Source organism: Pseudoalteromonas sp. MMG022, assembly GCF_021654245.1.
GTDB classification, from domain to species: domain Bacteria; phylum Pseudomonadota; class Gammaproteobacteria; order Enterobacterales; family Alteromonadaceae; genus Pseudoalteromonas; species Pseudoalteromonas amylolytica.
Genome location: NZ_JAKFZQ010000003.1, coordinates 97654 through 111211 on the forward strand (window position 1 = coordinate 97654; position 13558 = coordinate 111211).

Consider the following 13558-nt stretch of genomic DNA (forward strand, 5'->3'; position numbering starts at 1 on the left):
TTTGAAAAATGTATCCATTGTTGGTTTACCTTGATAGGTGGAGAAAGCAGCGGTGCTTCTTCCTCCACCTGTATTGCTACTTAGTTGGGCTCCCAACCACATCGGCAGTACCAACCATTAGGCTCAACTGTACCATCTGTTGGCACAACACTTTCCATCTCAAAGCGAGCTTCCAGCTCTTCAACTTCATACATTTCATTTTGCATATTAATTTCCTTCTTAATATAAATAAATTAGTAAAAACTCAAATTGAAAATGAGACAATGAACTTACCTACAGTAAGGTTGCGGGAAAGGGAAAGTCCATTTTTAAAGGCTCATATCCGTTTGAGCCATTTAACCTTAGAATATTATTTATGATGTTGCAAAGGTAAATTTAATATTATTTTCTTGTTTTTTATAGGTGGTTAATAATTATGTTTTTTTAGTTGTTGTGTTTTTTTTATTTGGGTGGTGAGATGTTGTTTGAGATTTTGTTATTTATATTTAGGTGTTTATTATTTTATTCATTTTATCTTATTTATGGCTGTCATAATGTACTCGCATATCTACACGTAGCATCACATACCCAATGCAAACTTGGGTGTCACTGTTCATCTATTCAAAAGCCTGCAAGTTTACAAAGGTGAGGTTTCACCAGTGGGGTAGCGGCTCAGGTTGCCAGTTGAGTGTGTCTCTTGGGTTTGCAAAGTATGCCACTCAGTTGACAGTTTAATAATGACTTGTCTGCTTGGCGAAAAAATGACTAATTCAGAATGAGTCTGTGTTGGGGAGTGAGTTGGGTCATCAATCAAGTTTGTATAAAGCTTAACGTTTGCCTCTTTAGTATTCGAGGCAAATTCGATAGATCTAAGCTTTTGATCGTGACCATAGGATATATGAGTAGGTTTTAGGGAAAAATGCTCATCGCCTGTTTTGCGACTTGTTATACTCAGATTGAGAGTTTCGTTACCAGTGTAGGTAACGCGTCGGCTTAAATCTCCAAATGTATCCTGCAAGCCGTTGTGATATTTAATATCTACCTTTTTGTCGAATTTGGCTTGCTCGATAATCGCTTGTAACATATGTTTTTGCACATTATCTAGATTAAAGCGCGCTAAGCTAGAGTGATGAATAGATAACCCATCTGAGTGCGTTGGTTCTCTTTGCTGAGCATTGATATTAAGTGTCGTGCAAAAAAGTAGTGGGAATAAAATGAATCTCATATAAGCCATATCCTTGTAGCTTGGGTTATTTAGTATCTTAGCTTGCGAAGGTACTTTATAGCAAAGCCAAATACTTTATAGCTATTACTTACTCACTTACTGTGTGTCAGGGCATGGGCAATCATGGCTTTTGCTTGCGTGACATAGTCGGTAATTACGCAAGTGAGCTGTAGCGACTAATATTGAACCCAGTAAGGTGAGCACCTTCTCGCCTACCTCACCTAAATGGATGTTATTTGAAAAAAGTGCTGCCACTAGCATGATTAAGCCCATACCGCCGATGAGTAATAGTCGGTAATCTTGATGCTGTTTACATCCAAGTGTGAGTGCAAATAGACTACTTGGCAGCACGGCTACTATCATCCAAATATGGAACGCCTCGTTGCCGAGGGGGAGTGCCGTTAGGCTGGGCAACAAGGATAAAAGTATGGGCAGTAGCAAACAGTGAATGCTACACATGACGGATAAACCAACGGCAAATTTGTCTGTTACGCGCTGGGTAGTTCTCATTCTACCTTTCCTTTTTGATGGGTTAGTCGCTTAGTGAGCTCACGGCAAACTACATAGATGTGTTATAGTATAACATATCCTTAGTGGGTAAATATAAAAACTTGAACTGAACTTACTCTAAGTGTCATCTCCTCTCTTTGCTTCGTATGTTTTCTAGGTTCATGCAGGGTAGTGATTAAAGGCGCGTTAAAAAACTAGTTTAGGTAGATGTTGAAGTGCTGTAGAGTCAATCGTGGGTATTCGTACGGGCTTTAAATATAAACACAAGAACTAACACAAGTACTAGTGAGAGTACCTGACAAAAACATCCTCAAACTCCAATAAAAAGGAAGTACAAATGAAACATACCAAGTTGCTCGCAGGTATAACATCTGTGTTAATTTCAATTGGTACCACCAATGTATTTGCGCAATCAAGTGATAAAGATGCAATCTGGCAAGCTGTGAATAACAATCCTCACCGCACTGAGCAAGAGGTTAAACGTGATGTGTATCGTAACCCTGAGCAAGTGCTACGCTTTTTTGGTATAGATGAAGCCTCCGCGGTAGGCGAGGTTGCCCCAGGCGGTGGTTGGTATACTCATATACTTGCGCCTTTGTTAAAAGATAAAGGCCGTTATGTGGGCTTGCAACATAATCCTGCTTTTTATGGAAAGTGGCCCGATTGGGCTAAAAAGCTTGCTGCCTACCCAGACACAATCAAAAGCGCTCCTGATTTATACGGCAGTAATGCGGTTGGCACATGGTTGCCAGCCTCTGAGGGGTTGCCTGTGAAAGAGGGGTCATTAGACGTTGTCTTTATTGCTCGCACTATGCACAACTGGCAAAACCAAGGGCGACTAGAAGATGGGTTGAAACAATCCAGACTAATACTCAAAGACGGTGGGGTATTGGCTATTATTCAACACCGAGAGGATGAAAACTTTGCAGGCGACAGAGATGCGTCATCCAAACGTGGCCGCTGGAAGCAGTCGGACTTAATTAATGTGGTTGAGTCTTATGGTTTTAAGCTTGCAGCAAGCTCAGAAGTTAACGCTAACCCTAAAGATACCAAAAACTATGAGAAGGGTGTTTGGACACTACCACCAAGTCTTGCGCTTAAAGAAAAAGACAAAGAGGTATACACACAAATTGGAGAGTCTGACCGTATGACCCTTAAGTTTGTGAAAGTTGCGCTATGACCTTGAGTTACCACTCATAATTGGCGGATATGTAGAGCTGGCAAGCGTCAGGCCGCCACTGCACTTTCTAATGATTACAAAAGTAAGCGAAAAGGAGGCATGTATTGCCTCCTTTTCATTTTACTGAGCTATTTCTATTCAATCCGTTAACCTTGCGTACTTCCACAGCAGCGGCTCAATCAAAGTCTTAAAAAGTCGTATAACTTACAGAAAAACTTCATAAAAAAAGCAACTTAGCGCAATCAAACTGACACCTATATTGGTTAATTTCTGCCCCGAAATTTCACACCGTAGGCAAAATCTAGTCAGCAAAATATCGGGTGAACATCTCAATGACGATTAAAAAAATGAAAGATTGGAGAGTAAAATGAAAATAAAGCATGTTTTGCTGTGCGCGCTTGCGTTGTTGAGCACACACAGCATGGCCGACTCACTCAAAGTCATGGCTTACAACATCATGCAATTAAATGTACAGGATTGGGATCAGGCAAACCGAGCTGAACGCTTACCTGCGGTATTAAAGTCATTAAGTGACAGTCCAGATGTCATTCTCATCAGCGAGGCATTTAACAGTGAGGCTGAACAAGCGCTTGCACAATTGTCGGCGCAATATCCCTATCAAACGCCAAACGTTGGTCAGGACTGTAGCGGCAGTGGTTGGGACGCGCTAACTGGTAATTGCTCAAACAGCCCGTTTGTTATTCGCGGTGGCGTGGTTATTTTGTCAAAATATCCCATCATTTCGCAAAAAGCACACGTGTTTAACAACAGCTTAAGTGGTAGTTGGGATTACATGGCAAACAAAGGCTTTGCTTATGTAGAAATAGAAAAAGACGCCAAGCGTTACCACCTTATTGGCACGCACCTACAAGCAACTCACGACGATGATACCCAACAAGAGCACCATGTTCGTATGGGGCAGTTAAGTGAGATCCAAGCATTTATTGACGCTGAAAATATTCCAGCCAGTGAACCGGTTATTATCGGCGGCGACATGAATGTTGAATGGAGTAAACAGCATGAAGTGGCTGATATGCTTGCGACTTTACGGGCAGAGTTGAATTTTCAAACGCCGCTTATTGGCTCATTCCCCGCAAAATACAACTGGTTTACCAAGGCTAACGCCTACTATTTTGATTACAGCCTAGATTATAACGATACCTTGGATTACGTATTCTGGCATCGCGATCATAAACAGCCTAGCAATGCGCCTAGTATGCGTGTTCGATATCCAAAAGCACCAAATAACTGGTATTGGAGCTATCTGAAAGGGTATTGGAACCTCAGCGATGGTCGCTACTACCATGACGGCTATTACAACGAGTTATCGGATCACTATCCTGTACAAGTTAACTTCGAGTACTAACATATGGGGCTGAGAGGTGTGGCAACATATCACTCAGCCTGTTTTTTAGTCTACGGTTGACAGTTTGCTATCTGGTGACTTAGGTCTCAGCCGCTCAATCACTGCAGCATCTACCCAATAGATATCACCATCTGTGGAAGATTGCGTTTCGCCGTCTTTTAGAACGTGTCTATTAAAGAATAGATATTTACCATCAGGAGAAACATAAGCTCCTGCTTCCATTCCAGCGGTATTAATAGAGTCACCTAAGTTTTTTGCTCTGCCCCAATCTCCGTTGGGTAGGCGAAAGCTAATATATAAATCTTTATTTCCATAGCCATCATCTTTTTCACTGTCCCAGATGATGTACGAAGCATCTTGGGCGATGAAGGGGTGGGCGGTCCATTTGCCAGCATTGATGTGTGGGCCAAGCAATACCGGCGTTTGGCGTTTGCCATTTTTTACCTCAGAAATACGCAACACATCATTATTTTTATAATCATCAAAGATGTAAGTACCATCCGCCGAAGCTGATAAGCGCATAATTCCCCAGTCAGATCTATCAAACATGGGGCCAAGAGATTTTACCTCGGACCAGCCGCTTTGTGTACGTTGCATATATTTATTGCCTAAGTGCATAACTTTGCCATTTGGTGCGAGCGAAGGCCGCCCCACTCTTGGACCGATCACAGATTCATGCCATACGTTGTCTATTTGTTTGAATCGGATCAGCCACCATTTATCTGTATCTGCATCCTTTCTGGAAAAATAAAGCTCTTGTAAGTCAGGCGTGAAGGATGGGGTGTGGTCTCGGTGCCGAGTGCTGACGTAACCTGGGGCAAATACTTTTGGGATCATGCCAGGTGGTGTTTGGCCAAGATAGGGGCCTTTTAGGGTTGGGCGTTCACTCATTGCAAAAGCATTGGTGTTTGTTAGTAAAAACAACGTCAATAGGTGTAAAAGATAAATATTATGTTTCATGATTCATTCCTGCTAAACGTTATCCATCAATTTTTGGCTTACATGTTTTAACCTTACACAAGTTGCGCTTTGGAAGCTTGAGGTTCTTATGATTTCTGTTAGATGATTTGGTAAATGATTGATAGTTAATTAAGTTTATCTTCTTAGCCTCAGCGCTCAATCTAGCTCCCGCTTGGTTAAAATATATAACCAGATCCGAAGTGATTAGGCTGGTTGTATAAGTATTAGCCTGGTGCTAAAACGCAGCGCCTAATAACTATTTTAATCCGCGACCCACACAGCAGTACTTGCTAGGATAATGAAAACTAAAAAAGGAGAAAGCAAGTATGAGATTTTGTACCGCATTGATATTACTATTGTTAAGCAATAGTGTTTTAGCTGGAGACACCGCCAAAGCACAAATCAACACATTATTTGAAGGCTATATGGCCAAATATAACCACTTTTTAGAGCATGGTGTCTTGCCAAATACACCTGAGCTATACGCTGACACGGTTATGTTGATGTCATCGCGCTCCAAGCCGAGTGTGATCACACACGCGCAAATGAACCAGCAAGTGCAGGTTTTCTTATCAAGTCTAAAAGCTGATGGTGTGAGCTATGTTAAATGGGGCAAGGTGTCAATTCATCAACTGGATGACAACATTGCGCTGGTGAGCAACATTGCCGAGCGCTATACCAAAACCGGAGCCTTACATAATAAAGTAGGGGCCAGTTACTATGTCTATTTAATTGATGGCAAATGGAAAATTTCGGCATTTGCTATACACAATGCAAAAAACACTTTAATTTAATAACACCAAAACGAACGATGTTATGATGTATGCAAAGCTGGGATGACTTTCAATTACTACTGGCATTAAACAGCGCACACACCCTGCGTGGGGCGGCCAAGCTGTTGGGGATAAACCATACAACCGTCGCGCGCAGACTGCATAGTCTCAACCAGCGTTATCCCATTGCTGTATGTACAACAACACAAAACAAACTGGTTTTTAGTGAGCTTGGGGAGCAGCTACTTACCACAGCAAAAGCGATGCAAGCTCAGTTACAAAGCCAGCTACCAGCGATCCAATCCACTATTAAGCAGGCCAAGCAACAGGTTAACCTGTCTTTACCTCCTGCAATCTTACAGTTTGTGCTAATGGACGTGTTGAGTGAGTTTCAAGCGCTGCACCCTGACATTCTGCTCAATATTAACACCACCTATGCGTTAAGTGACTTAGATAGTAGCGAGGCAGATGTGGTGGTTCGTGCATCAGATCAGCTCGATGATTACTTGGTCGGGCATCGTTTGTGTCCCATTTCGCTTGGTTACTTTATGCACCGAGATTATCTGAACAATAGCAGTGAGAAAGATATCACTTGGATAGTTGCACACAGTCAATCTCGCCCTGCTTGGTTGGCTGAAACGCCATTTCCAAATGCTTCGGTCAATTTAGTTATTGAAGACTTAGTTTTGCGCCATCAAGCAGCCGCAAATGGGTTAGGTATGATCAGGGGAGCGCATTACATCGCACAGCATTTTCCGCAGTTAGTTGAATTTGCGCCCAGTTCAGACTCATTTGCTGACTTGTGGGTATTAACTCACCCAAATAAACAGTCTTTACCTAACGTTAAAAAACTCATTCAGTTCCTACTCACCGTGATGAGAAATAAACAAAGCTTAATTAATCAAAAGGTTAAGAGCGCTTAGCTGAATTTATCTTTTTTGTCCTTGGTTAAAGACTTGGTGTGACCATGGCTCATGCGATATTACATAAGTATCGCGTACAGGTTTAATTGTGTAACAGAGGAATGTGTAGTTCTTTGGAGGTTAGCAGAGGAGTTCGACCCACCCCTCTGGTATGGGTAAATAGCGCCGATTTAACCGCCAGCAATTTTTACTTTGAACTTAAGCGTTTCTAATATTTGTTTGAGCTTTTCTCTGTCGTCACCTTGAATTTCAATCACACCATCTTTCAAAGCGCCGCCTTGGCCCATTTTACTCTTGAGTGTTTTGGCCAGCTTTTTTAGGTCGTGTTGCTGCGCATCAATACCCACAACCAACATAACGCCTTTGCCTTTTCTCCCTTTTGTTTGTCTCTCAATTCTTACGAACCCATCTTTGAATACTTTTGACTCCACTTCCTTTTTTGGTTCCTTGGTATCAATACGGCCCGTTTCTGTTGAATAAACTAAACGACTATCAGACATTTTTCTCTCACAGCTTAAAAAGAATAATGCTCAGATCATAACACTAATCTATTTCATAGCTGTAGTTTTTAGGCTGGTGGAATCAAGAAGCGAAAAAAGTGCGTTAATTTGCTCACAGTGACTTATTTGTGGCTAAACTGAATAAAGCGTTTATATTTAAGTCAGTGCATTGGATAGTAAATTCTTAATATATTAGGAGCTTAACATGAGTTTGAGCAAAAATTCTTCGGCAGACGGTAAGATATTAACAATACAAATTAGAGGGAAGTTTGACTTCAACCTAGTACAGTCATTTCGTCAGGCGTATGCCGATGTTGGTGAACAAACTGAGAAAGTAGTGGTTGACTTGAGAGAAACCGATTACATGGATAGTTCTGCGTTGGGTATGCTGCTAAACATGAAAAAAACGCTCGCAGATTCCATCGATACCATTCAAATCACCAATTGTCGTCCGCAGCTAAAGAAAATATTGCAAATATCAAGGTTTGATAAAAAGTTTGATATTGACTGACACACCTTTAATCAGGAGCCGTAACTGTGCGTGTATTGGTTGTTGATGATCAGCCGTTAAACTGTATCTTGCTAAAAACCATGTTAGAGCAACAAGAGTATGACGTTGTTGTAGCCAATGATGGGGCTCAGGCAATTGAGTTGATGAAGCAATGCAAAGTTGATGTGGTGCTACTTGATGTTCTTATGCCAGTGATGAATGGTTTTGAAGCGGCACCGAAAATTAAAGAGTTGGCAGGGGACGTATATTTACCCGTCATTTTTATCACCACCCTTGAAGATCACGAAAGTTTTGAAAAGTGTTTGGCTGTTGGTGGCGATGATTTTATTCATAAACCGTTCGATAGAGTGATCTTATCGGCCAAGATCCGTGCTCATGCCCGAACTCGAAGGTTAAGCCAAGAAGCCAACCAGCAAAAAAAGCAGCTAGAGTATCACTACAATCAAATTGAGCGAGAACATGAAATAGTTGAGCACATCTTCAGTAACGCGCTCGACCAATCATCAAAATTTCATAAGTATTGTGACTATCACCTTTCACCTGCTTCTATGTTCAATGGTGATATGTTCTTGATGGCAAAGAGTCCTATGGGTGGATTTTATTGCCTGCTCGGAGATTTTACAGGGCACGGCTTAGCCGCGGCGGTCGGTGCATTGCCTGCGTCACGTATTTTTTATGCAATGGTTAGCAAGGGAATGGCGGTAAATGACATTGCATTTGAGTTAAATGGTGTGCTGAACACATTGCTACCAAGCAACATGTTTTGCGCCGCAGCAATCGTGGAGCTGAGTGAGTCGGGGAAAAGTGTATCTGCTTGGTTAGGCGGTATGCCAGATTTGTATTTGATTGATGAGCAGGGCGATGTCGTTCAAACATTAGAATCGCAGCATATGGCTTTGGGGATCTTGAGCGATGATGAATTTGAACGTACGACGATTCATCTAGAAGTCAAAGCAAACCAGCGATTGGTAATGGCGACCGATGGCATAATCGAAACAGAAAATAAGCAAGGTGAAATGTTTGGTGAAAGTCGATTAAAAGAGGCATTACGAAGCCGTCACAATATTTCGACTGAGCAAGTTATACAACTCGTCCATAGCTTCTCGGAACATAGCGCGCAGCAAGATGATCTGAGCATTGCGATTATCAATTGTTTAGCATGCGAAAAAGCCCAACAAGCTCCTATTGTATACTCGAAAATCCCTTTTGAATTCGGTGTGCAAATTGATGCGCAATGTATTGTGAGTACAGATCCAATATTAGAGTTGGTTGACGTATTGAGTAAAATCGAAGGTGTGAGTGAACACAGGTCAAACATCTTTCTACTGCTTTCAGAGGCATATAACAATGCTGTTGACCATGGCGTGCTTGGTTTAGATTCAGACATTAAAAATAGAGAAGATGGCTTTATAGAATACTATCAATTAAGAGAAAAAGCGCTTACTCAAATAGAAAACGCTTTGATCAGTATTCACGTTAAGTACGTGCCCAAAGATAGCTTGTTGGAATTTATAATCTCTGACTCAGGTAGCGGGTTTAGGATTAAGGACAGCAAAGACGACAACCTGCAATTGGAGTACGGCCGAGGGTTGCGCTTACTTCAGGAAATGTCATGTGACATTCAATTTAATGTGCAAGGAAATGAAGTAAAAATAGTTTATTCTTTGCAATAATTTCTATTTGCAAAGCTTTATTAGCGTGCTAGTCTATCGTTGTTTTTAGATGTTTGGATGGCTAGATGGTTTCTTCTTACCTAACTCAATCGGCTCTTAATGTAGAGCCCGCCGATGTTGAATTGGCTCTATCTCAATTAGATGAATTTTTGCAGGACCAAAGTAACTGGCAGGATGCGGTGTGGGCCTATCGTATTCCTGAGCTTGGCGAAGGCGGTGCATGTAGTTTATTTGGCCACCTTCAGGATGAGCCTTTTGAACTCAATTCATTACTACCACAAGACGAGCAAACCTCACAAGCGTTAGCTAAGTTACAGTCCATTGTGGCTTTTGTACAAAGACAAACGAATGTGGACTGGTTTGGTATATATCAAACTCGTGAGACATCACAAGGTGCGCAGTTATTGAAACTTGCATACCACGGCGCACCGAGCAGGCCATTGTTTCCTGTTAATGAGCAATTTGCTGCCACCAGTAATAATGTGCAGGTGGTGATCAGCGGCCATGCTCGAGTTATCAACGATGTTGCGGCATATGTTGATAACGGCGGCGAGTATTATACGTGTGACCCAAAAGTACAGGCGGAAGCGTGTTTACCATTGTTTGATAATGCAAACAACTGTATTGGTATTATTGATGCTGAAGCGTTTAGCAAAGATTTTTTTACACCGAGTGTACTAGCTTTACTAATTGCTGTGTGTATTAAAATTCCTCAGTATCTACCTGAGTGATATGACTCGTTTTGACCAATATTTATGTTAATATGAGCTCAGTTTAAACCCTAGTGTTCAGCGATGCTTAGCGCCCGTGCAGTGCAGATATTGCTCGCTGATATAACGTAAAATAAGAGATGACCCATGTTCAGTGAATTAAAACCACTACCAACAGATCCAATCCTAGGATTGATGGCTGCTTACAAGCAAGATACAAACCCAAACAAAATTGATTTAGGCGTTGGGGTTTATAAAGACGAACAGGGCGATACACCTGTGCTACGTGCCGTTAAAAAGGCGGAAGCATTTCGACTAGAAAATGAAAAAACAAAGTCTTACATTGGGTTAGCTGGGAACTTAGATTTTTGCCATAAAATGGAGTCGTTGCTTCTTGGTGAGCACAGCGCATTATTGGCTAATCGAGTTCGCACAGCTCAAACTCCAGGTGGTACGGGAGCGTTACGTGTAGCGGCAGAATTTATCAAACGTTGTAATACTAATGCGACAGTGTGGGTTACCACGCCAACATGGGCAAACCACATCAGTTTATTCGAGGCTGCTGGTCTACAGGTTAAAGAATACCCGTACTACGACTACGAGAATAAGGGTCTACTGTTTGATGAAATGATCGCTGCGCTTAAGCAAGTGCCAAAAGGCGATATCGTGCTACTTCATGCATGTTGTCACAACCCAAGCGGCATGGATCTGAATGCAGAGCAATGGCAGGTTGTTGCAGACCTTGCAAAAGAAGTCGGCTTCACGCCATTGATTGATATTGCGTACCAAGGCTTTGGTGCAAGCTTAGATCAAGACGCTTACGGTTTGCGTTTACTTGCTGATACGGTTGAAGAACTGATCATTTGCTCTTCATGTTCTAAGAACTTTGGTTTATATCGTGAGCGTGTAGGTGCATGTACCCTTATCTCAAAAGATGCTGCTGTGGCCGATATTTCAAACTCGGTGTTGTTAAGTGTTGTACGTAGTATCTATTCAATGCCGCCAGCGCATGGTGCTGATATTGTAAACATCATTCTAAGCAGCTCAGAACTTACTCAAATGTGGCATGAAGAGCTAGACGAAATGCGAACACGTATTAATGGGCTACGTACGCTAATCAAAGATAGCTTAGCGGCTAAGGGCGTTGCTCAAGACTTCTCGTTCATTGATAAGCAAAATGGTATGTTCTCGTTCTTAGGTATCAACAAAGAACAAATTGACCGTTTACAAAAAGAGTATGGTATCTATATCGTTGGCTCAAGCCGAGTAAACGTAGCTGGTATCAGCCAAGCAAACATCAATTACTTTGCGGATGCTGTTGCTGACGTATTGAAGTAACAAGCGACTCGCAAATAAATAAGCCGCAATAGCGGCTTTTTTATTATCAATTTGAGCTACGCTTCTTTTAACGGCGTTACATTCTCAGTATTTGTTTTGGCTGAGGGCTTAGCTTTTTTTGTCGCAACGGGCTTACCGCCCTTAAGCACAGCTAAAAAATCGTCTTTTTGCTTTGCTATCTCAAGTGCTAGCGATTCAACTTGTTGTTCGCTAAGAGGGACGTCAACTTTGCTCAGCATCTGCTCCAACGACTCTGCAACGTCTAACATTTTGTCGTATGCATCAGCCTCTTTTTTACTGGTAAAGGTCATGCGCTCGACTCCATTTCTTTCAACCACATACTTAACAATAACAGCCATGATCACTCCTGCTAAACACTGTTTTTTTATACAGTAAATCTTTCTGGTGGATTATGCAAGGTTTTATTCACCATTGCCATCTATCTTTTAGTCAGCCTAACGTTACTTTATTACATAAAAGCGACCTACGTATTTTTCATGAGTATGCATCTTGACAAATTAAGGTACATTTCCTTTATTTAATATTCCTTGATAGTAAGTAGCTTAGCTGTATGAGTACTTACACAAAGGACTTAATTAAGGAATATAACTAGTAAGGAACTACTATGATGCAATCTATTATACTCGTCGTAACGTTAATTATTGGCTTTGGGCTTAACTATAATGTAGCAGCTCAGCAGCTCAACAAGTCTACTAGCGTTAAAGTTGTTGAACACAGCGCTCATTTGGTGGATGTAAACTCCGCTTCACTTGAAGAGCTGGCAAAACTGCCGGGGGTTGGCCAAAAGAAAGCGCAAGCTATTATTGATTACCGCCAAACAAACGGTCGCTTTGTCGACCTTGATGGGTTACAGCAAGTTAAAGGTATTGGTAGTCGTATAGCTGCCAAATTAGAGGGTAAGATTCGCTTTTAACTTATGATTAAAGGGCCGTAGGGCCCTTTTTAGTCTTGTTGTGATTCAAACTTGTCAACCGCGTTGCTAATCCATGGTTTGGCAAACTGTATTTCAATAGGGCTGGTGAGCAAAGGGTAGCTCAGTCCAGCGAGCAGCAAAATGGGCAACAAGCTCCACCCTTCAACGTACGCCAAAGCAATAAAGAAAGGTATTAATACCGAGAGCTTAGCAATGCGTAGTGCCACTTTACGCATGGCTGGCATGTCATCTAATGCGATTGCCAAGATACGTTGTTTGTCACGTAGCTTGTAGCGCTCGAGAGATTTTATCTGGCTAAGGCGAATAATCATTTTGAGCGAACCAAAATGCTTGCTACCAACACAGCAATAAAGCTTAAACTATAAAACGCAAATATAACTTCCATCCACCCTGGCATACTGAGTGATAGGAAAGACCAGTCGATGTTTCCGCAGTCACCTGTTGCTGCAAAAAATGCAGGGAACCATTCATGCACAGGCATAAAACTTGGGAAGTTAGGGACAATGTCACAAGTAAAAGCGAATGGGTCTGTGGTCGTTTGCATATTAATGTGCTCGCGAGCAATCATCCAGCCCCAAATACTACTAATGCCCCAAATGGCGAACCCAGTACCTTTTACTTGCCAGTTGGTTGGGGATAAATAACCTACAATGCCAGCGGCAAATAAACCCAGCATAGCGGTACGCTGGTAAATACACATGATGCAAGGCTCTAGCCCCATTACATATTGAAAATACAATGCGGTGACTTCGAACAATCCTGCACTTATTGCTAGCAACGCCCATGCTTTCTTAGATGAGGACAGTGCACTTAACCAATTCATACCTACTCCTGAGTATTAATTTTGTTGCTATTATGAGTCATAAACGCTTTTTGCTGCAACTAATCTCGCTATAGCGCATGCTGAGCGCTAATCGCTTTCTTTGCTTGTTACTTGAAAATCATCTGGTACAAT

Annotated in this window: 17 protein-coding genes; 9 read left to right on the forward strand and 8 right to left on the reverse strand. The window is 41.8% G+C overall.

The window, feature by feature from the left end:
* Positions 1–80 precede the first annotated feature (80 nt).
* From L1070_RS20325 to L1070_RS03605, 3 genes are all read right to left on the reverse strand, one after another.
* Complete coding sequence (locus tag L1070_RS20325) at positions 81–206, reverse strand: hypothetical protein (protein ID WP_275423235.1); 126 nt, start codon at positions 204–206, stop codon at positions 81–83.
* A 410-nt stretch (positions 207–616) separates the two neighbouring features.
* Positions 617–1204, reverse strand: a complete 588-nt coding sequence (locus L1070_RS03600; protein ID WP_237124531.1) for a hypothetical protein — start codon at positions 1202–1204, stop codon at positions 617–619.
* A 96-nt stretch (positions 1205–1300) separates the two neighbouring features.
* Positions 1301–1714: a MerC domain-containing protein gene (locus L1070_RS03605; RefSeq protein ID WP_237124532.1), complete on the reverse strand. Its 414-nt coding sequence runs from the start codon at positions 1712–1714 to the stop codon at positions 1301–1303.
* 337 nt (positions 1715–2051) lie between these two features.
* On the opposite strand from L1070_RS03605, the gene L1070_RS03610 reads away from it, so the two are divergent.
* Together L1070_RS03610 and L1070_RS03615 are read left to right on the forward strand one after the other, a co-directional pair.
* Positions 2052–2894: a hypothetical protein gene (locus tag L1070_RS03610; protein ID WP_237124533.1), complete on the forward strand. Its 843-nt coding sequence runs from the start codon at positions 2052–2054 to the stop codon at positions 2892–2894.
* A gap of 367 nt (positions 2895–3261) precedes the next feature.
* Positions 3262–4260 carry a sphingomyelin phosphodiesterase gene (locus L1070_RS03615; protein ID WP_237124534.1) on the forward strand — a complete coding sequence of 333 codons (999 nt, stop codon included), beginning with the start codon at positions 3262–3264 and terminating at the stop codon, positions 4258–4260.
* 45 nt (positions 4261–4305) lie between these two features.
* Here the strand turns inward: L1070_RS03615 and L1070_RS03620 are convergent, their stop codons facing one another.
* Complete coding sequence (locus L1070_RS03620) at positions 4306–5220, reverse strand: hypothetical protein (protein ID WP_237124535.1); 915 nt, start codon at positions 5218–5220, stop codon at positions 4306–4308.
* A 326-nt stretch (positions 5221–5546) separates the two neighbouring features.
* Between L1070_RS03620 and L1070_RS03625 the strand changes: the two genes are divergently transcribed.
* Complete coding sequence (locus L1070_RS03625) at positions 5547–6014, forward strand: hypothetical protein (protein ID WP_237124536.1); 468 nt, start codon at positions 5547–5549, stop codon at positions 6012–6014.
* Positions 6015–6043: 29 nt separating this feature from the next.
* A complete protein-coding gene (locus L1070_RS03630; protein WP_237124537.1) occupies positions 6044–6916 on the forward strand; it encodes a LysR family transcriptional regulator in 873 nt (290 codons plus the stop codon).
* Between the two features lie 170 nt (positions 6917–7086).
* Here the strand turns inward: L1070_RS03630 and L1070_RS03635 are convergent, their stop codons facing one another.
* A complete protein-coding gene (locus tag L1070_RS03635; RefSeq protein ID WP_070984309.1) occupies positions 7087–7416 on the reverse strand; it encodes a translation initiation factor in 330 nt (109 codons plus the stop codon).
* A 205-nt stretch (positions 7417–7621) separates the two neighbouring features.
* Between L1070_RS03635 and L1070_RS03640 the strand changes: the two genes are divergently transcribed.
* The 4 genes from L1070_RS03640 (at position 7622) to L1070_RS03655 (ending at position 11648) form a co-directional block, all read left to right on the forward strand.
* Positions 7622–7927: an STAS domain-containing protein gene (locus L1070_RS03640; protein ID WP_070984311.1), complete on the forward strand. Its 306-nt coding sequence runs from the start codon at positions 7622–7624 to the stop codon at positions 7925–7927.
* 26 nt (positions 7928–7953) lie between these two features.
* A complete protein-coding gene (locus tag L1070_RS03645; protein WP_237124538.1) occupies positions 7954–9600 on the forward strand; it encodes a SpoIIE family protein phosphatase in 1647 nt (548 codons plus the stop codon).
* 65 nt (positions 9601–9665) lie between these two features.
* Positions 9666–10331, forward strand: a complete 666-nt coding sequence (locus tag L1070_RS03650) for a GAF domain-containing protein (protein ID WP_237124539.1) — start codon at positions 9666–9668, stop codon at positions 10329–10331.
* A gap of 126 nt (positions 10332–10457) precedes the next feature.
* Positions 10458–11648 (forward strand): amino acid aminotransferase, encoded by a 1191-nt coding sequence (locus tag L1070_RS03655; RefSeq protein WP_237124540.1) that lies wholly within the window; start codon positions 10458–10460, stop codon positions 11646–11648.
* A 56-nt stretch (positions 11649–11704) separates the two neighbouring features.
* Here L1070_RS03655 and L1070_RS03660 read toward each other — a convergent pair whose 3' ends face one another.
* Entirely contained in the window at positions 11705–12007 is a 303-nt protein-coding gene (locus L1070_RS03660) for a YebG family protein (protein WP_070984315.1), read from the reverse strand.
* Between the two features lie 266 nt (positions 12008–12273).
* On the opposite strand from L1070_RS03660, the gene L1070_RS03665 reads away from it, so the two are divergent.
* Positions 12274–12582: a ComEA family DNA-binding protein gene (locus tag L1070_RS03665; RefSeq protein WP_237124541.1), complete on the forward strand. Its 309-nt coding sequence runs from the start codon at positions 12274–12276 to the stop codon at positions 12580–12582.
* 29 nt (positions 12583–12611) lie between these two features.
* On the opposite strand, the gene L1070_RS03670 is transcribed toward L1070_RS03665, so the two are convergent.
* Complete coding sequence (locus tag L1070_RS03670) at positions 12612–12914, reverse strand: hypothetical protein (RefSeq protein ID WP_237124542.1); 303 nt, start codon at positions 12912–12914, stop codon at positions 12612–12614.
* Positions 12911–13426, reverse strand: coding sequence for a disulfide bond formation protein DsbB (gene dsbB, locus L1070_RS03675; RefSeq protein ID WP_237124543.1), 516 nt, complete (start codon positions 13424–13426; stop codon positions 12911–12913). The genes L1070_RS03670 and dsbB overlap by 4 nt, the downstream gene beginning before the upstream one ends.
* Between the last annotated feature and the right edge of the window lie 132 nt (positions 13427–13558).

Bases quoted from the DNA above. Each gene is read 5' to 3' on its own strand.
- L1070_RS03655 (WP_237124540.1), top strand. From the start codon at position 10,458: ATGTTCAGTGAATTAAAACCACTACCAACAGATCCAATCCTAGGATTG.
- L1070_RS20325 (WP_275423235.1), bottom strand. From the start codon at position 206: ATGCAAAATGAAATGTATGAAGTTGAAGAGCTGGAAGCTCGCTTTGAG.
- L1070_RS03665 (WP_237124541.1), top strand. From the start codon at position 12,274: ATGATGCAATCTATTATACTCGTCGTAACGTTAATTATTGGCTTTGGG.
- L1070_RS03630 (WP_237124537.1), top strand. From the start codon at position 6,044: ATGCAAAGCTGGGATGACTTTCAATTACTACTGGCATTAAACAGCGCA.
- L1070_RS03620 (WP_237124535.1), bottom strand. From the start codon at position 5,220: ATGAAACATAATATTTATCTTTTACACCTATTGACGTTGTTTTTACTA.
- L1070_RS03625 (WP_237124536.1), top strand. From the start codon at position 5,547: ATGAGATTTTGTACCGCATTGATATTACTATTGTTAAGCAATAGTGTT.
- L1070_RS03605 (WP_237124532.1), bottom strand. From the start codon at position 1,714: ATGAGAACTACCCAGCGCGTAACAGACAAATTTGCCGTTGGTTTATCC.
- L1070_RS03600 (WP_237124531.1), bottom strand. From the start codon at position 1,204: ATGAGATTCATTTTATTCCCACTACTTTTTTGCACGACACTTAATATC.
- dsbB (WP_237124543.1), bottom strand. From the start codon at position 13,426: ATGAATTGGTTAAGTGCACTGTCCTCATCTAAGAAAGCATGGGCGTTG.
- L1070_RS03615 (WP_237124534.1), top strand. From the start codon at position 3,262: ATGAAAATAAAGCATGTTTTGCTGTGCGCGCTTGCGTTGTTGAGCACA.
- L1070_RS03640 (WP_070984311.1), top strand. From the start codon at position 7,622: ATGAGTTTGAGCAAAAATTCTTCGGCAGACGGTAAGATATTAACAATA.
- L1070_RS03650 (WP_237124539.1), top strand. From the start codon at position 9,666: ATGGTTTCTTCTTACCTAACTCAATCGGCTCTTAATGTAGAGCCCGCC.
- L1070_RS03610 (WP_237124533.1), top strand. From the start codon at position 2,052: ATGAAACATACCAAGTTGCTCGCAGGTATAACATCTGTGTTAATTTCA.
- L1070_RS03635 (WP_070984309.1), bottom strand. From the start codon at position 7,416: ATGTCTGATAGTCGTTTAGTTTATTCAACAGAAACGGGCCGTATTGAT.
- L1070_RS03660 (WP_070984315.1), bottom strand. From the start codon at position 12,007: ATGGCTGTTATTGTTAAGTATGTGGTTGAAAGAAATGGAGTCGAGCGC.
- L1070_RS03670 (WP_237124542.1), bottom strand. From the start codon at position 12,914: ATGATTATTCGCCTTAGCCAGATAAAATCTCTCGAGCGCTACAAGCTA.